Source organism: Aquitalea denitrificans (genome assembly GCF_009856625.1).
Taxonomy (GTDB): domain Bacteria; phylum Pseudomonadota; class Gammaproteobacteria; order Burkholderiales; family Chromobacteriaceae; genus Aquitalea; species Aquitalea denitrificans.
The window spans coordinates 347,416-365,528 of the sequence record NZ_CP047241.1; the positions used below are offsets into that span (position 1 = coordinate 347,416).

General features: G+C 61.2%; 13 protein-coding genes. 8 read left to right on the forward strand and 5 right to left on the reverse strand.

What is annotated here, in order from left to right:
• Positions 1–86 precede the first annotated feature (86 nt).
• The gene (locus GSR16_RS01605) at positions 87–878 is read right to left on the reverse strand and encodes a LuxR C-terminal-related transcriptional regulator (protein ID WP_159874843.1); all 792 of its coding nucleotides are present in this window, start codon (positions 876–878) and stop codon (positions 87–89) included.
• A 973-nt stretch (positions 879–1,851) separates the two neighbouring features.
• On the opposite strand from GSR16_RS01605, the gene GSR16_RS01610 reads away from it, so the two are divergent.
• On the forward strand, positions 1,852–2,817 hold the full coding sequence (locus GSR16_RS01610) for a LysR family transcriptional regulator (RefSeq protein WP_159874844.1): 966 nt from the start codon (positions 1,852–1,854) through the stop codon (positions 2,815–2,817).
• 70 nt (positions 2,818–2,887) lie between these two features.
• On the opposite strand, the gene ubiT is transcribed toward GSR16_RS01610, so the two are convergent.
• The 4 genes from ubiT to GSR16_RS01630 form a co-directional block, all read right to left on the reverse strand.
• Positions 2,888–3,322 carry a ubiquinone anaerobic biosynthesis accessory factor UbiT gene (ubiT, locus tag GSR16_RS01615; protein WP_159874845.1) on the reverse strand — a complete coding sequence of 145 codons (435 nt, stop codon included), beginning with the start codon at positions 3,320–3,322 and terminating at the stop codon, positions 2,888–2,890.
• Positions 3,309–4,238 carry a U32 family peptidase gene (locus GSR16_RS01620; RefSeq protein WP_159874846.1) on the reverse strand — a complete coding sequence of 310 codons (930 nt, stop codon included), beginning with the start codon at positions 4,236–4,238 and terminating at the stop codon, positions 3,309–3,311. Before GSR16_RS01620 ends, ubiT begins: the two co-directional genes overlap by 14 nt.
• Before the next feature lie 53 nt (positions 4,239–4,291).
• Positions 4,292–5,308, reverse strand: a complete 1,017-nt coding sequence (ubiU, locus tag GSR16_RS01625; RefSeq protein WP_159874847.1) for a ubiquinone anaerobic biosynthesis protein UbiU — start codon at positions 5,306–5,308, stop codon at positions 4,292–4,294.
• A gap of 155 nt (positions 5,309–5,463) precedes the next feature.
• Positions 5,464–5,847 carry a SirB2 family protein gene (locus GSR16_RS01630; protein WP_159874848.1) on the reverse strand — a complete coding sequence of 128 codons (384 nt, stop codon included), beginning with the start codon at positions 5,845–5,847 and terminating at the stop codon, positions 5,464–5,466.
• 93 nt (positions 5,848–5,940) lie between these two features.
• Between GSR16_RS01630 and recC the strand changes: the two genes are divergently transcribed.
• The 7 genes from recC to GSR16_RS01665 all read left to right on the forward strand — a co-directional run bounded on the left by recC (position 5,941) and on the right by GSR16_RS01665 (position 18,064).
• Complete coding sequence (recC, locus tag GSR16_RS01635) at positions 5,941–9,135, forward strand: exodeoxyribonuclease V subunit gamma (RefSeq protein ID WP_159874849.1); 3,195 nt, start codon at positions 5,941–5,943, stop codon at positions 9,133–9,135.
• On the forward strand, positions 9,132–12,695 hold the full coding sequence (gene recB, locus GSR16_RS01640) for an exodeoxyribonuclease V subunit beta (protein WP_159874850.1): 3,564 nt from the start codon (positions 9,132–9,134) through the stop codon (positions 12,693–12,695). Before recC ends, recB begins: the two co-directional genes overlap by 4 nt.
• 108 nt (positions 12,696–12,803) lie before the next feature.
• Positions 12,804–14,288 (forward strand): polyphosphate:AMP phosphotransferase, encoded by a 1,485-nt coding sequence (gene pap / locus GSR16_RS01645; RefSeq protein WP_159874851.1) that lies wholly within the window; start codon positions 12,804–12,806, stop codon positions 14,286–14,288.
• On the forward strand, positions 14,278–15,012 hold the full coding sequence (locus GSR16_RS01650; RefSeq protein ID WP_159874852.1) for a substrate-binding periplasmic protein: 735 nt from the start codon (positions 14,278–14,280) through the stop codon (positions 15,010–15,012). Before pap ends, GSR16_RS01650 begins: the two co-directional genes overlap by 11 nt.
• The gene (gene recD, locus GSR16_RS01655; RefSeq protein ID WP_159874853.1) at positions 15,009–16,724 is read left to right on the forward strand and encodes an exodeoxyribonuclease V subunit alpha; all 1,716 of its coding nucleotides are present in this window, start codon (positions 15,009–15,011) and stop codon (positions 16,722–16,724) included. Before GSR16_RS01650 ends, recD begins: the two co-directional genes overlap by 4 nt.
• Positions 16,725–16,850: 126 nt before the next feature.
• A complete protein-coding gene (locus GSR16_RS01660) occupies positions 16,851–17,732 on the forward strand; it encodes an NUDIX hydrolase (RefSeq protein ID WP_159874854.1) in 882 nt (293 codons plus the stop codon).
• Between the two features lie 140 nt (positions 17,733–17,872).
• Positions 17,873–18,064 (forward strand): hypothetical protein, encoded by a 192-nt coding sequence (locus tag GSR16_RS01665; RefSeq protein WP_159874855.1) that lies wholly within the window; start codon positions 17,873–17,875, stop codon positions 18,062–18,064.
• Positions 18,065–18,113 lie beyond the last annotated feature (49 nt).

Below are 18,113 nucleotides of genomic sequence, written 5' to 3' on the forward strand. Positions count from 1 at the left end.
ACAGCGCAATTGGTGAGGCGATTCTAGCGGCAAGCCAGCTGCGGCGTTACTGGCTGTAAGGCGTGCTTTGCCGTCTTGCCAGCGACTCATGTCACACCTGCCACGGTAGTCAATCCCAGCTGCAGGCCAATCACGATGGCATGCGTGCGGTTGTTGGCATTGAGCTTGCGGATGATGTTGGCCACGTGGAATTTCACGGTCCGTTCGCTGATGCCAAGGATGGTGGCGATTTCCCAGTTGGTTTTGCCGTGGCTCATCCAGTGAAAAATGTCGAATTCGCGTTGGGACAGCGGCATGGTGGCGGGTGCGGCCGGTGCCAGGTTGGCCACGCGACCTGCTGCCTGACGCAGATGCAGCAGCAGGCTATTAAGCATTTCGGTCAGCTGGCTGTCCTTGCCGATCTCGCTGCCGGAAACGGATAGCACGCAGACCAGATTCTGGCGTTCGGACAAGGCGCTGAAACTGACGCCGGTTCCCATGCCGATGGAGTTGAGTTCCTGGATGAACTGTTTCTCCTGCAACCCTTTGGCGCGGGAGAACTTGTCGGCCCAGTGGATGGGGCCCTGTCCCATCACCGAACGCAATACCGGATCGCAGCTGATGTAGTTGTGGCTCATGTAGTGTTCGACCCAGTCTTCCGGGAAGCTGACGTTCACCACTTTTTCCACCCGCTGTAATTGCTGGTGCTGGTTGATGCGCCCAAGGGTGATGACCATGTGCTTGGTGGGCAGTTGGGATTGCAGATGATCCAGATAGAGTTTGAATTCGTTCTCGGTTTCTATCTGGCCTGCGCTGTGTATCCATTCCAGCAAGGTTTTCTGACTGGCAGGAGTCAGATTGCCGGGTAAGGGCTGGGCAAAGGGTAGCTTGCTATGCATGATGACAGGACCTTGAGTATCGGGTGGCCAGGGCGGTGATCTGCTTGCAATGTTCCAGCGTGGTTCATGAAGCAGCGGCAAGGTGACCGTGCCCGACTCCATTGTGGTGCTGGTTGGTCTGGAGTTTATTAAGCACTTGGCAAGCGAAACCAGTAGCTAACACACCAAGTAGAGCGATCGGCATGCTGAATAAGTAATTTCTTCGTGGTCGATAAGATTTGTCAGAAATTTCTTCCAATTTGCATTGGATTTTCCTGCCCAAAGGGAAGATTCCTGTGAATTCGTCTTTCTGTTTTCCTTGAGCTTGCGGAGTGATTGGTGATGGTGGCCAGGATCGCTACGCTGGCTGCTTATGCCTTGTCATGGAGTGCAAGGTGATCTGTCTTGATAAAAGACATGGTCATGCCAGGTGCCGCCGATGCAAGATGGCATGTGGTGTACGGCATTGCTGTCTTGCTGTCTTGCTGTCTTGCTGGTTTGGCGGATGGGTTGTGCACGGCAGGATGGTTTGAGGTGAAACTTTCTTTTATGCCCTGTTTGCACAATATTGATCATTGAGCCATAGGTGCAACAGCCTGGTTCTGGGCCTGTCTTGCGTAAGCATTGTGTCTGACGCTGTTGTGTCTTCTGCCTGTAAGGCCTGCACCTTGGCCTATGTGGCGCTTCCAGCAGGGAGCGTTACCTGTTGAAACTGGTATAACATGACATTGGCAATGCCCTGTCTGCTTTCGGAAATGAATGGTTTTTTTGTCTTGTACAGATAGTGGCGGCACCGGTTTGTGAAATTTGAAACAGATTGCTGGTATTTAAGGCCAGAAACATAAGTCAAACTTCATTATTCGCTGGAACTGGTGTACGCTTTTTAAAGAAGATCTACTTAATAATGAAGCTGGCAAATCGTGTGGCTGGGGCGGGGATGTCCTACATCAAGTCAGCTGCATGGGTTTAATGCCGCTCAGGGAACGTTTCAGCTATGGATACTTTAAAAGCCTTGATGGTCTTCATGACCACCGCCGAGAATGGCAGTTTCTCGGATGCTGCAAGAAAACTGGGGGTGTCTCCGGCGGCTATCAGTCAAAGCATTGCCCGACTGGAGCAGGAGCTGGAAGTGCGCCTGTTCAACCGCACCACCCGGCAGCTGACGCTGACTGAGGATGGGCGCCGTTTTTATGCCCAGTGCCGCGGACCGGTGAACAATCTGGACTCGGCCATCAACCAGCTCAAGGCCAGTCGTGACGAACCGGCCGGGCATCTGCGTGTGAGCATGCCCAATTCCTTTGGTCGGCGTTTCATCCTGCCCATCATGGGTGAGTTCTGCGAACGTTATCCCAAGGTACGTGTGTTCTTTGGCCTGGATGACCATTTCAGCGACCTGATCGAGGACGGCTACGATGTCGGTGTGCGTATCGGCATGATGCCGGACAGTCGCATGGTGGCTCGCAATCTGGCGCAGATTCCGCAATATGTGGTGGCATCGCCGGACTACTGGGACAAGAATGGCCGCCCGGAAACCACGGAAGAGCTGAGCAATCATGATTGCATCAACTTCCAGTTTCCGACTTCCGGTCGTTTGTACAAATGGGAATTCGACCGTCGCGGCGAGCGTATCCCGCTGGAAGTGACCGGCACCTATACCCTGAACGAGATGGAGGCTGTGTGCGAGCTGGCGCGTCTGGGCATGGGTGTGGCGCAGTTGCCGGGGCACGAGGTGGTGCACCTGATCCGCAGTGGCGAGCTGGAACCGGTGCTGACCGATGTGGTGTCGCTGGAGCGCTCCATTTACATCTGCTTCCCGCACCGCGACCATATCGCCCCGCGAACCCGCGTGTTCGTGGATTTTGTGGTGGAAAAACTGGCGGATCACCCGGATATCATGGCGGATCTGCCGGGGCTGGATCTGTCGGCCAAACGCAAGGCTGCTGCCCAGCTCATGAGCTGAGGTTCAGCCGCTACTGCATGTAAAAGCCCGGCCAGATGCCGGGCTTTTTGCTTGCCGGTGCGGGGGCGGTTTATACCGCCATAAAGCGTTGTAGCGGAGTAGTGCTCCAGTCCACGCTGTCCAGCAGGTTTTTCACGATCAGCCCCAGTTCGGTATCGCCTTCGATAATCAGCTTGCGATTGAAGAACAGGGTGTCCGGGTCTTCTTCGCGCAGCATCATGCGGGCAAAGTCGGCCAGATTGGCGCTCAGGCGCAGATCAGGCTCCCCCGTTGTGCTGCCTACGCTGAAGCGTTCCATGTCAGCAACAAAGTGCAGACGCATGTCGGCGTCCAGAATGTGTACCTCGAAGCTGTGCCCGGCCAGCAGGCTCATGTCCACCGGCAGGATCTCGCGCTTTTTTAGCTGGTTCAGGGTGGTAACCAGTGCCCAGCAAGGTGGCGAGCTGGGCAGCTTGCCCAGGACGCTGGCAAGGCTGGGGGGCAGGGTAAGGTCAGGAATGCGCATGGTGGGTTTCTCCTATGGCGGCAATGCCGGCAGTGCCGCGCCAGTAGCCGTCAACCAGCCGGCTGTCGGAATACGGACTCAGGTCCACCGCCGGTTTTTGCTGGGCGGTAATGGCGTCGATGGCCTGCCGGTAGCCGCTGACTACATTGGCGGTGTGCTGCCATTGCGGGCTGATGCGCAGGGCGCTTATGCCCATGGCGCTGATGTCGGCCAGGTGCGGCAGCAAGGAGTGGCAGCCATCGGACATGGTCTGGATGCCGTTGATGGTGAGGAAGGCCTGTTGTTCGCGCGTGTTCAGGCGCAGGCCGTCCGGGTGCTCCATGCAGCGGAACTGGCAGTCGTCCTTGGACAGGTTGTAATGCCGCGCGGTGAAGCAGCGGGCGGAGAGTGCCAGTGGCAGCCTGCCCCAGGCAAACAGCTCGGTTTCGATCTGTACGCCATTGAACGCCGCCTGGCCCAGCACGGCTGACAGCGTGTCGCGGTCCATCTCCACTGGCGGAATCCAGCGCCGCGCTCCCAGTGAATGCATCAGGGCCAGGGTGTCGGCGTTGTAGATGTTGAGGTGATGGCCGGCAACAAAGGGCTGGCCTTGCTGGCGTGCCAGCCGGGCGGCACCCAGATCGTTGGCTTCCAGTTGCAGTTCGCCGTTTTCCACCAGCTTGCGCAGGCGGCGCAAATCGGATTCGCTTTCGATCAGCGCCTGGCTGGACAGCACTACCTGGCGTCCGTTCTGGGCCAGTTCGCGTCCCAGGCTGATCCAGTCCTGGCCGCGCAATTGCTGGCGGCGCGAGCAGACTGCCTCGCCCAGATAAATGGTTTCCAGCGGCCAGTCGGCGGCTTCGCTGTAAAAGCGCAGGATATCGTCGCGGGACCAGTAAAACAGTACCGGGCCCAGTGTCAGTTGCAATGTTTTCATGTCAGGCCTGCTTGTGAGTCCGGCACGGCGCTTGCCTGCCGGCACACGGTGTGTCATTTCCAGGGCCGGTTGTAGGCACCCAGCGTCTGTTGCTGGCCTTCCGCCAGCTTGGACAGCGCCTGGGTCCAGGCCGGTTTCACGGCAAAGCGCTGGCTTTCGCGGCCGGCGGCATCCAGCGCCTCGCGCAGGGTGCGGGTGACCTGGGCAACGTAAGCCGGGCTGCGCTGGCGGCCTTCCACCTTGATGGCGGCCACGCCGATGTCGATGATCTGCGGCAGCATGCTCATCACATTGAGGCTGGTGGGCTCTTCCAGTGCGTAATAGGTGTCGCCTTCCACTTCGAAGCGGCCCTTGCACAAGGTGGGATAGCCCGCCGGTTCGCCCTGCTGGTATTCGTCGATCAGGATGCCGTTCAGTCGTGCGCCCAGTGCCTGCTGGCCATGTTCCCAGCGTACGAACTTGGCTGGCGAGCACACACCGTGGCTGTTGGGCGATTCGCCGGTGGCATAACTGGACAGCAGGCAGCGGCCCTCCACCATCACGCACAGGCTGCCAAAGCCGAATACCTCGATTTCCACATTGGTGTGGTCGATCACCTGCTTGACCTGGTCCAGCGTCAGCACGCGCGGCAGTACGGCGCGGCGGATGTCGAACATTTCCTGGGCCAGGTTGATGGCTTCGTAATTGGTGGCGGAGCTTTGCACCGACATGTGCAGGCGCAGGTCCGGGTAACGGTTGCGTGCGTATTTCATCAGGCCGATGTCGGCCAGGATGATGGCATCCACTCCCAGTGCCGCGCCTTCGTCGATGGCGCGATGCCAGCGGCTGATGTCACCGCCCTGGGCATAGGTGTTGATGGCCAGCAGCACCTTGCGACCATGCTGGTGTGCGTAGTGGATGCCCTCGCGGGCGGTGCGGTCGTCAAAATTCAGCCCGGCAAAGTTACGGGCATTGGTGTCGTTTTTCAGGCCGAGGTAGACGGTGTCGGCACCGTTATCCACGGCTGCCTTGAGGGCAGGCAGGCTGCCCGCCGGACAAACCAGCTCCGGCAGGGGGCGTGTGGCAGGCATGATGGCAAGATGTCCACAATTGAAACCGCCAGACATTAGCAGAGCGTTGCAGCGCGGGACTTGTTCTGGGTCAAGCGGCTGGATGGGGGGACGGGGGAGTAGGGAGTGGGGCGTTGCCGGGACGGCGCAGGCCGTCCCTCATCCGGGAATCCGGGTCAGAACGGCAGCACCAGCTTGGTCTTGGCCACCAGCACGATATACGCCACCACCAGCAGCGCGGCCAGCAAGGCGATGCTGCGTATCTGCTTGGTGCGTCCGCGTTTCAGCGCGATGGTGCCCAGCGCCACATAGGCCAGCAGGCCGGCTATCTTGGCCAGCAGCCACGGCGTTTGCAGCAGCGGCCAGCCGCCCACCACCACCAGCGTGATGCCCAGTACCAGTAGCGCGCTATCAATCACATGCGGCAGGATGCGCAGCAGCTTGCTGGCCAGGATTTGCTGTTTGTCGGCCAGCATCAGCCCGCCACGCAGGGCGAACAGGGTGATGGTGAGATAGGCCATGCCCATGTGTGCATGCTTGAGAATCTGATAAGTGTTCATGCTTCTGCCTGCCGGTTATGCCTTCAGCATGGGGTGATGAGGGCCAAAGGCTGATGGTACACTGAAGCCTTCGTTTCATCAGCGTTCCTGACCATGCTTTTTCTCTATCAGTCCAATCGTCTGGAGCAATTGGGCCAGCTTTATGCCGCCATGTTGCAGGCACAGCCGCTGAGCGACCCGTTTGCCGCCGAAACGGTGATCGTGCAAAGCCGGGGCATGGGGCGCTGGATGACACTGGACCTGGCGCAGCAATGCGGCATTGCCGCCAATACCGACTTTGTCTTGCCGGCTGCCTTTGCCTGGCGGCTGATGCAAAAGGCCATTCCCGGCTTGCCGCGCAAATCGTCATTCAGCCCGGAAGTGCTGAGCTGGCGCCTGATGGAACTGCTGCCCACCCTGCAAGGCGAGGTGTTTGCCCCCTTGCAGCGCTATGCCGCCGGTGGCGAGGCGGCTGCGTTCGAGCTGGCCGGCAAGGTGGCCGACATCTTCGACCAGTACCTGGTGTTCCGCCCGGACTGGATTCGCGCCTGGGAAGCCGGAGAGCGGCTGGATCTGGGCGATGACGAAGCCTGGCAGGCCGCGCTGTGGCAGCAATTGGCCGCGCAGGACCCTGGCCGCCACCGCGTACGCATGCTGGACGAGTTCTTTGCCGCCTTGCGGCCGGAACACCTGCCGGAGCGCATCACCCTGTTTGGCATTGCCAGCCTGGCGCCGATGTATCTGGCGCTGATCAAGCGCCTGGCCGAACTCACCGATGTCTGCCTGTTCACCCTCAACCCCTGCGAAGCCTACTGGGGCGATATTGTCGATAACCGGCGCAAGCTCAAGCTGCGTGAAAAGGGCGATCTGTTCGCCACCGAAGGCCACCCGCTGCTGGCCTCGCTGGGCAAGCAGGGGCGCGACTTTTTCGAACTGATTGCCGCCGATGCCGAGCTGGACGCCCGGCCCTTGTTTGCCGAACCGGCCGGTGACAGCCTGCTGGCCCGCTTGCAGCGCGACATCCTGCAGCTACAGATGCCGGGCGAGGATGGCCAGTGGCTGGCGGCGGATGACGGCTCGGTGGAGCTGCATGCCACCCACGGCCCGATGCGCGAACTGGAAGTACTGAAAGACCGCCTGCTGGCCATGCTGGCGGATGACCCCTCGCTCAGCAGCGCCGACATTGCCGTGCTGACGCCGGACATCAACAGCTATGCACCGTATATCGACGCGGTGTTTGGCAAGCGCGACGATGCGCCCAGCCTGCCCTATGCCATTGCCGACCGGCAGGTGGAGCGCGAAGAGCCCTTGCTGGCCGCCATCGGCACACTGTTGCAGTTGCTGGATTCGCGCTTTGCTGCCGATCAGGTACTGGCCTTGCTGGACAGCCCGGCCCTGCTGCAACGCTTCGGCCTGCAAGCCGAAGACCTGCCCTTCATCCAGGACTGGGTGCGGCAGAGCGGCATCCGCTGGGGCCGCGATGCCGCCCACAAGGCAGCGCTGGGCCTGCCCGCCGATCCCTTGTTTACCTGGCGCTGGGGGCTGGACCGGCTGTTGTTGGGCAGCATCCTGCCTCCGGCGATGGCCGGGGACGATAGCGGCCTGTTTGCCGGCCTGCTGCCACAGGGCGGGGCCGGCGGACAACTGGGCGAGGTGCTGGCTCGCTTTGCCAGCTGCTATGCGGTGCTGGACGCGCTGGCCACTGGCTGGGCCATCCCCACCGATGCCGCTGGCTGGGCGGCACGCCTGCTGGAAGGCATCGACCAGCTGTTTGCGGTAGATGATGAGGCGGAACTGGCGCTGGATGTGGTGCGCGACGCCCTGCAGGAACTGGTGGATGATGCCGCCATGGCCGGTTTCACCCAGCCCTTCAGCCTGCAGGTGCTGCGCGACTGGCTGCAGCGCAAGCTCACCGTGGCCTCACCGCTAGGTTTTTTGTCTGGCGGCATCACCTTCTGCGCCATGGTGCCGATGCGTTCCATCCCCTTCAAGGTGCTGTGCCTGATCGGCATGAACGATGGTGCGTATCCACGCGATGAGCGTCCAGTCAGCTTCGACCTGGTGGCACGTCACCCGCGCCGGGGCGACCGTTCGCGCCGCTTTGACGACCGCTACCTGTTCCTGGAAGCCATTCTGTCAGCCCGCCAGCGGCTGTATCTGTCTTATGTCGGCCTGTCCGCCCGCAATAACGAGCCGTTGCCGCCATCTGCACTGATTGCCGAACTGCTGGATTGCTTCCAGGCCATGTGTGGCGATGAGGCCGCGGGGCAACTGCTGGTACGCCATCCCTTGCAGCCCTTTTCACCGCGCAGCTATGACGGCAAGGATACGCAGCTGGCCAGTTTCGACCCCAGCTTTGCCTCCGCCCTGGCGGCACCGCCTGCTCAGCCGCAGCCGTTTGCCGGTGTCTTGCCGCTGGCTAAGACCAGCAGTGTGGTGCATGTAAATGACTTTATCCGTTTCTGGAAAAACCCACCGCGTGCCTGGCTGGCCGAGCGCCTGGCCATACGCCTGCATGGTGAGGCAGAAGAGCTGCCGGTGCGCGAACCCTTCAGTGTGGACCGGGACGCCAGCCGCACCATCCGTACCCAGTTGGTGGAACGCATGCTGGCTGGCAAGCCGGTAGTTCCTGTCCGGCAGCGGCTGGTCGGTGCCGGCTTGTTGCCACCGGCACAACTGGGGCTGGCCTGGCTGGACAGTGAAACCGCCAGCTCAGCGAGACTGGCGCACCGCCTGCCCGCGGTGCTGACCGAAACTACCCTGCCACCGGTGCCAGTCAGCCTTACCTTGCATGGCACCACGCTGGCTGGTGAGCTGGGTGGCCTGCGGCCGGAAGGGCAGATCCGGCTGGTGATCGGCAAGATGAATGCAGCCGAACGACTGGAATGGTGGCTTGTGCACCTGCTGTTGTGCGCAACGCGTCCGGCTGGCATCGCCTGCCAATCAATATTGTATGACGACAGCGGCCACTATCATCTGGATGATGAGCCGGATGCCACCATGCTGCTGGAAGCCTGGGTGGTGCGCTGGCAGCAGGGGCAGCAGCAGCCACTGCCATTTTTTGGCCGTACCAGCTGGGCTTATGCCGAGCAGCTGTACAAGCAGGAGGATGCCCCGCAACTGGCGCTAGAAAAGGCGCTGGACAAGTGGGACCCTAGCTTCGTCGCTGACTTTGCCACCCCGCAGGGTGAAGAACCGGTTAACCGGCTGGTGTTCCGTCATCTGGACCCGCTGGCAGATCCGCTGTTTGCCCAGCTGGCACAAACCCTGTTGCTGCCGCTGGTAGCCAGGCTGGAGGGGCAGGCATGAGTCTGCAAGCACTGGACGCACTCAACTGCCCGCTGGCGGGCGTCAACCTGATCGAAGCCTCTGCCGGTACCGGCAAAACCTGGACCATCGCCGCGCTTTATCTGCGCCTATTGTTGGAGGACGTGGACAACGAAGCACCGCCCGGCATCGACAGCCTGCTGGTGGTGACCTACACCAAGGCTGCCACCGCCGAACTGCGCGAGCGCCTGCGTCAGCAACTGAGTGACTTTCTTGCCGTGTTGCAGGGCGAGCCCACTTCCAACCCATTCCTACAGGCCCTGGCCGCCCGTTTTGTGGCGGGCAGCGGGCGTGATCTGGCGGTACAGCGGCTGCAGGCGGCCATCAGCGGCTTTGATGCCGCCGCCATCTACACCATCCATGGTTTCTGTCAGCGCGTGCTGACCGATGCCGCCTTTGAAAGCGGCCAAACCTTTGCTGCCGAGCTGGTCAGCGACGACGACCGCCTGCTGGTGGAGGTGGTGGATGATTTCTGGCGGCAGCGGGTGGTAACCAGCCCCTTGCTGTCGCAGGTACTGGCCGAAGCTGGCGAAACGCCGGATGGCTGGCTGACGGAGATCCGCCCCTGGCTGGCCAAGCCCTACCTGCAGCTGGTGCAGCCCTCTGCTCACGATCTGCAGCAGGCACTGCAGCTGGTGCAACAGCATTGGCACAGCCTGGCCGGCGATGCCCTCACCATCCAGACCGGTTGTGAGCTGCTGTTGGCGACGGAGGGCTTCAAGGCCACCAGCCACAGCCCGGCCCAGCTTGAGCGCAGTCTGGCCGAGCTGCAGCAGTGGCTGGCCGAGCCGGACAGCCTGCCCATTGTCGGCAAGGACGCACTCAAGCAACTGACACGGCTGACCCCGGCCGCACTGGCCAAGGGCATGAAGAAAGGTTTTGTCGCGCCGGAACATGCGCTGTTCCAGCGCATCGGTGACTGGCTGGAGGCCTGGGACGGCTATCTGGCGCAGCTGCAATTGTCGCTGGCCGGGCTCAAGCTGGAGCTGATTGACTGGGTCAACCAGGAACTGGCCCGCCGCCGCAGCCAGGAGCGGGTGCGCAGCTTTGACGATCTGCTCACCGAACTGGGCAATGCGCTGGCCGACCCGGTTGGCGGGGCGCAACTGGCTGCCGCCGTGGCACGCAGCTTCCGCGTGGCGCTGATCGACGAATTCCAGGATACCGACCCCATCCAGTACGACATCTTCCGCCACTGCTTTGCCCTGCAACAGCGGCCACTGTTTCTGGTGGGCGACCCCAAGCAGGCCATTTACAGCTTCCGTGGTGCCGACATTTTTGCTTATCTGGATGCACGTGGCGATGCCCCGGCTGCACAGCAGTACTCACTGGACACCAATCGCCGTTCCGATGCGCCGCTGGTGGCTGCCGTCAACCAGCTGTTCAGCCGCAGCCGGCCATTCCTGCTGGATGATATCGGCTACCAGCCGGTACATGCTGCACCCAGCTCCGGTGCAGTGCTGGAGGTGGACGACGACGACGCAGCCTTCACCGTACTGTGGCAAGCGCCTGAGAGTGAAAAACCGCTGAACAAGGACAGTGCCGCCCGCGCCAGCGCCCAGGGCTGCGCCCATGAAATTGCCCGCCTGCTGACCCTGGCCGCACAGGACCGGGCGGCCATCATCAAGACCGAACAGCGCCGCCCCTTGCGCGGGGGCGATATTGCCGTGCTGGTATCCACCCACCGTCAGGGCGACCAGATGCGCCAGGCACTGGCCGAGCGCGGTGTGCCCAGCGTGGCACTTACCCAGGAAAGCGTGTTTGCCAGCCGGGAAGCCGGCGAGATGCTGGCCCTGCTGCGCGCCTGGGCCGAACCGGCCAGCGAAAGCCGCCTGCGTATTGCGCTGGTTACCGAACTGTACGGCCTGGATGCAGCCCGGCTACTGGGCGATGTAGAAGACGAAGCCCGCTGGGAAGCCCGGCTGCTGGCCAATGCTGCCGACCACCAGTATTGGCTGGAACATGGCTTCATGCGTGCCTGGCGGCAGTTCATGGCGCGCGAGCAGCTTGCCCTGCGCCTGCTGCCCTTGCCTGATGGCGAACGGCGGCTGACCAATCTGTCGCATCTGGCCGAGCTGCTGCAAAGCGAAAGTGACAGCCGCCACGGCATGGCCCCCTTGCTGGCCTGGCTGGAAGCCAGGGTTGCCCGCCCGGCAGGAGGCGAGGACGCCATGCTGCGGCTGGAGAGCGATGCCGCTCTGGTGAAAATCGTCACCATCCACACCTCCAAGGGTCTGCAATACCCGGTGGTGTTCTGCCCCTATCTGTGGGATGGCGCACTGGAGCGCCGTAATACCAGCTTCTGGCGCTATCGCGCTGAAGACAGGGCCATGCTGGCTCCGGACGTACTGGCTGATGCCGCAGTGCGCCAGCAGGCCGGCAGTGAAATGCTGGCGGAAAAACTACGCCTGCTGTATGTGGCGCTGACGCGTGCCCAGCATCGGCAGTACCTGGCCTGGGGCTGGGTCAAGGACATGCAGACCGCAGCACTGTCCTGGTTGCTGCATGCGCAGGACTGTCCCGATCTGCCTGCCTTGCGTGAGCTGGATTTCAATGCCGCCCAGCTGGAAAGCCAATTGGCACAATGGCAGCAATCCCTGCCACAGGCGCTGACAGTGCGGGCGCTGCAGCAAAGCGTGAATCCACTGCCTCTGGCGCAGGAGGCAGAGCAGGACTATAGTGCGCGCCTGTTCTTGCGGACGGTTTACAGCCCGTGGCGTGTTGCCAGCTTTACCTCACTCACCCATGGGCAGGCCAGCAAGGCCACGGAACGGCCAGACCATGACCGTAGCCAGATTGCATTGGCGGAGGAACAGGATGAGGTACCGCCGGCCGACAGCCCGTTTGCCTTTCCGCGTGGTGCACGGGCCGGTACTTGCCTGCATGCCATGTTCGAGAACATCGACTTCGGCATGAGCGATGCCGAACTGCAGGCCCCGGTGGCCGAACAATTGCGCCGGCACGGCTTTGCCGAGCAATGGCAAGCAGCGGCCATGCAATTGCTGCGCCAGACGCTGGATGCCGAGCTTGACCCTGGCGTTCGCCTGTCCGCAGTAAGGCCGGGGCAACGGCTGGTGGAGATGGAATTCACCCTGCCGGTGCAGCAGCTGGATGTGGCCCGCCTGCGCGCGGTGCTGGCCGATCCCGCCTACGGCCTGGCCGAGCCCTTGCGCCAGGCGGCTGCCGGGCTGGATTTCTACACGGTGCATGGCTACCTCAAGGGTTTTATCGACCTGGTATTCGAAGCCAGCGGCCAGTTTTATCTGGCGGATTACAAGTCCAATCACCTGGGTAACCATGCAGAGGACTACGCCCCGGCGGCGCTGCTGCAGTCGGTAGCGCGTGAGCATTACTATTTGCAATACCTGATTTACTGCGTGGCCCTGCAGCGTTATTTCACCGCCCGGGGTCAGGATTTTGCCAGTCGCTTTGCCGGTGTGCGCTATCTCTATCTACGCGGCATGGGTCAGCCAGGCATGGGGGTGTGGCACGACCGCCCCTCGGCCGGTTTGCTGGCAGCGCTGGATGCTTTGCTGTGTTGAGGATGCTGGGCATTGCCTTGCCATTGGCATAGAGTAGACTGCTAAAGATCAGACCTGCCCGGCGTGGCAGGATCGCATAATGGCTGCGGGTCAGCCCAGGAGACAGGAATGTTTGAATCGGCAGAAATCGGCCATGCCATCGACAAGGACAGCTACCGCGAACAGGTACCGGTATTGCGTGAGGCGCTGCTGGATGTGCAGTACGACCTGAAAGAAAAGGCCGATTTTCCGGTGTTGATCCTGATCCACGGTTTTGACGGTGCTGGCCGTGGCGAAACCATGAACTTGATCAACGAGTGGCTGGACCCGCGCCTGATCGACACCGTGGCCTTCTCCACGGCCAACGACGAAGAACGCGCCCGGCCCTGGATGTGGCGCTATTGGCAGAAACTCCCGGCCAAGGGGCGTATCGGCATGTTTTTTGGCTCTTACTACTCGGATGCCCTGTTCGATCGGGTGTATGAGCAGATCGACCACGACGCCTTCGACCGTGAAATCTTCGACATCATGCGACTGGAACGCATGATCAGCCAGGATGGCGCGCTGATTCTCAAGTTCTGGTTCCACCTGACCAAGGACAAGCAGCGCAAGCGCCTGAAGGAGCTGGAAAAAGACCCGGCCACCCGCTGGCGCGTGACGGCCGACGACAAGGCCAATATGGAGCGCTACGACACCATACGCAAATATGGCGAGCACATGATCCGCCTGACCAACACGGCCTATGCGCCGTGGATCGTGGTGGATGGCGAGGATGCCAATTTCCGCAGCCTGACCGTGGGTCAGACCATCCTCAAGGCCATCCGCAACCGCATGAGCCAGAACGGCCATACGGCGGATGCCTCCGAAGCGCCGCCGCTGCTGGCACCGATCGACGACAAGGTGATTCTGGACACGCTGCAGCTGGACCAGAAAATGGACAAGGTCGAGTACAAGAAGCGGCTGGCGGAACTGCAAGGCAGGCTAAACAGCCTGACTCGGGACGAGCGCTTTCGCAATCACTCGCTGGTGCTGGCCTTTGAGGGCAATGATGCCGCTGGCAAGGGCGGTACCATCCGCCGCATTACCCAGGCACTGGATGCCCGTAGCTACCGGGTGATTCCGGTTGCCGCCCCCACGGAGGAAGAGCGTGCCAAGCCCTGGTTGTGGCGTTTTTGGCGCCAGGTACCGGGCAAGGGCGGCATCACCATCTTCGACCGCACCTGGTATGGCCGCGTGCTGGTGGAGCGGGTGGAAGGTTTTGCCCGCGAACCGGACTGGATGCGTGCCTATTATGAAATCAATGACTTCGAGCACCAGCTTAGTGAAAACGGTGCCATCGTGCTCAAGTTCTGGTTGGCCATCAGTAATGAAGAACAGATGGCCCGCTTCAAATTGCGCGAAGAAACCGGTTTCAAACGCTTCAAGATTACCGAGGAAGACTGGCGCAACCGTGAAAAATGGGATGCCTACAAACTGGCGGTCAGCGACATGGTGGATCGCACCAGCACCAGCAAGGTGCCGTGGACGCTGGTGGAAGCCAACAACAAATATTACGCCCGCATCAAGGTGCTCAGCACCATCTGCGCCGCGCTGGAGGCCAGGCTTGGTGCGTAGTTTCCTGTTGCTGCTGTGCTGCCTGCTGCTGTCCCCGGCGCAGGCTGCCGAGGTGAATTTGCGGGCAGGCGTGGTCGTGGACAATGCCGGTCCCTACAATTTCACGCCGGACAGCCCGATGGCTGGCATCTACCGCGAAGCGCTGGAGCAGATCGGCAAGCTCAGCGGCGTGCGTTTCGAGATCGAATACTATCCGGCGCTGCGAATCCAGCAGCTGTTTGAAATCGCAAGGCTGGATGTGGAGGTAGGGGTTAATCCCGCCTGGCGCAGTCTGTCGCCGGTGGGCGGTTTTTATACCCAGCCCATCGGTACGCTGGACTACCAGCTGTGCACCCGCGCCGGCAGTAGCCGTGCCGCGCGCACGCTGGAGGATATGCATGGTCAGACAATTGGCCTGCTGCAAGGGCAGCCCTTGGTGGCATTCGAGCCCGACCTGCAGCGTAATGGTGTGCGCTACGAACTGTCGCAGGGTGAAAACGAGGCGCTGGGCAAGTTGCGGTTGGGCCGCTTGCAGGCCGTGGTGCTGGAGCGGCGGCAGATTGAACGGCTTGGCATGCTGCCGGAAGAGTTGCGCTGCGAACCGGGTGGCATGATCAGCGTGCAAGCGGTGATGCTACGGGTTCACCCGCAATATCGCCACTGGGTGCCGGCCCTTAACCGGGCCATTAGCCAGTTACAAGCCAATGGCAAGCTCAAGGCCATTTTCCAAAAGCCGCGCGGATGAACCAGCCAGCCAGCGAACCATTGCTCCCATCCCAGCTGGCACAGCTGTTTTTGCGGCTGGATCCGTCTCTGGATGACAATACCCTGGCTCTGGTGAGCGAACTGACAGCAGCCAACCAGTCCGGCCATGTCTGTCTGCCCATCGGCCACCGTCCGGAGCGGCGGAACCTGCAAGCCTCGCCCTTGCTGGGTGCGCCGGGCAGTTATGCCCCGCTCATCCTGGATGCGGCTGGCCGCCTGTACTTTGCCCATCACTGGTTTGACGAACAAAACCTGGCCCGCCGCCTGGTTCAGCTGGCCTCAGCCACTTTGCCACAGGATGCCGCCAAGGTCGGGCAGGTGCTCGATACCTTGTTTCCCGCCAGTCAAAACCTGCAGCCAGACCGGCAGAAACAGGCCGCGGCACTGGCAGCCCGGCAAAGGCTGCTGGTGGTATCTGGCGGGCCGGGAACCGGCAAGACCACCACCGTGGTGCGCTTGCTGGCCATGCTGGCCACGCTGGCTGAACGCCCGCTGGTGATGGCCATGGCAGCGCCCACCGGCAAGGCTGCCGCACGTATGAGTGAGTCGGTTCGCAGCGCGCGTGACACACTGCCTGTGGCCGATACCGTCCGCAGCCAGCTGCCGCAGCAGGCACAAACCCTGCATCGCCTGCTGGGCCTGCGGCCTGGTGCGGCACAGGCCCGTTTCCATGCCGGCCAGCCCTTGCCACTGGATGTACTGGTGGTGGATGAGGCTTCGATGATAGATCTGGCCATGATGGCGCGTCTGCTCGAGGCCCTGCCGTCACAGGCCAGGCTGATTTTGCTGGGTGATCGCGACCAGTTGGTCTCGGTGGATGCCGGTGCGGTGCTGGGAGATCTGTGCAGCCAGCTGGCCTACCTGCCGGCAACACGGGCCTGGATGGAGCAGGCTGGTGCCGGTACGCTGCCGCCTGATGAAGGGCAAGTTGCTGCACTGGCCGATAGTGTTGTGTTACTAACGCACAGCCACCGCTTCCGTGCTGATTCCGGCATCGGTGCGCTGGCCGGCCTGGTCAACCGCGGTGCCGCTTTACCCGCTTTGCAGTTGCTACAGGCTGGCCAATATACAGATATCTCGCAGCTGCAGGAGCTGGCAGAGCATGCCTTGTGGCAGCAGTATCGGCCTTATCTGGATGCCATTGCGGCAGACAGACCGCTGGATGAAGTGCAGGCTGCGTTTTCCCGCTTCATGCTGCTGGCAGCCGAGCGCAGTCAGGTGGCACAGGTGAACCTGTGCATGGAAACCCAGCTGGAACAGCAAGGACGCAAGCAGGCCGGGCGCGACTGGTATGCCGGCAGACCGGTGATGATTACCGCCAATGATTACGGTGTCGGCCTGTTCAACGGCGATATCGGTTTTGCGGTGGAACGTACCCAGGGCTTGCGGGTGGCTTTTCCTGCCGCAGATGGCAGCTGGCGCGAGTTTGCTCCCGGTCGTCTGCCACAGCATGAAACCGTGTTTGCCATGACCGTGCACAAAAGCCAGGGCTCGGAGTTTGATACCGTGTGGCTGCAATTGCCGGCCAGCCCCGCGCCGGTACTTAACCGGGCACTGGTTTACACCGCCATTACCCGCGCGCGCAGCCGCTTTGCCGTAGCAGGCAGCGATGCGGTCTGGACCCATGCCGTGCAGCTGGCGCCGGAGCGTCATTCCGGGCTGGCAGATTTGCTGGGTGCAGTGCGCAGGTGAATTTCTGCAACACTTCCAAATGGAATATCCGTTTTCAGCACGCAAGATGCTGAAAAAGTTGGGCAAAACCGGTTCTGCATCCTATGATGGCGCCTTCCCGCAATAGGCAGTCTGTTCGGAGTCATCATGCAAGTGGATGGAGTTCTGGGGTATCTGGCCAAGATCACCCGTTTCGATCGCAGCGCATTCACCCCGTTGTTTATCGCAGGCCAGCATATGGGCTGTGTCAATCAGGTCTGGCTGGCGCGTTTGCTGGAAAGCGAAGCCGATTTGTTCGGTTTGCAGCCCGAAGGACTCGTCTGCAAGGTGGCTGGTGACTATGCCGCCATCAGCATCCAGTTGAACCAGGCCGCACGGCGCTGGCAGGCTGCCGGTTGGCTCAATGGCTGGCGTAATGAAAACTTCACCGCCTTCCTGCCGGATTCCACCCCCCTGTTTGAACTGGAGCGCGCCGCTTTTCGTCCGCTGGGGCTAACCAGCCGGGCCGTGCATCTGAATGGCCTCACCCGCACCGCTGCCGGTGAGGTGAAAATGTGGGTGGGACGCCGCAGCCCGGACAAGGCGGTTGACCCCAACCGCATGGACAATCTGATGGGCGGCGGAATTGCCGCAGGCGAATCGATTGAACTGGCATTGGAGCGCGAAGGCTGGGAAGAAGCCGGCATTCCGGCAGATAGGCTGGAACTGCTGCCGCAAACCGGTTTGCTGCTGGCGGAAAGACCGGTACAACGTGGCCTGCATCGCGAATGGCTGCATGTCTACGACTTGTGGCTTTCCGGCAGCGAACAGCCCTGTAATCAGGATGGCGAAGTGGCCGAGCATGTTTGCCTGTCTCTGGCGGAGGTCGAAGATCTGCTGGTGGCTGAGCGTTTCATGATCGATGCCGCCCTGGTAGCGATTGACTGTCTGCTGCGGCTGGGTTACTGGGCTGGGCGTGAAAGCGAGATTGCCGCGGCAATGGCTGCGGTCCGTTTCCCGCTGAACCATTCCATCCACGTGCAGAGCTGACTGAATCCTTGTGGCAGATATGACCAGAAAGCCGGCATTGCCGGCTTTTTCTTTGGCGTTTTCCCGCGTGGCAGGGGTTTTCTGGCATCATGCAATCAAATGCACGCATGAATACGTAAAGTTGAGTAAACGGAGGCAAAATGTATCGATTACGCCTGATTTCACCGGAATTCGGCGTTGATGACAGCGGGCCATGGCATACCACGCACGACCAAGCTCGCAAGGCAGCAAAGCTGATGTATCTGTTGTACAAGAAAGAAATCCGGGTAGAAATTCACCGGGTAGTGGATATCCGAACCCGCAAAATGGAAAAAGTGGAGGATCTGCAGTAAGGCTGTTGTCGTATCCTGTAAGAATCATTTCTTGATTCTGCCTTTCCCC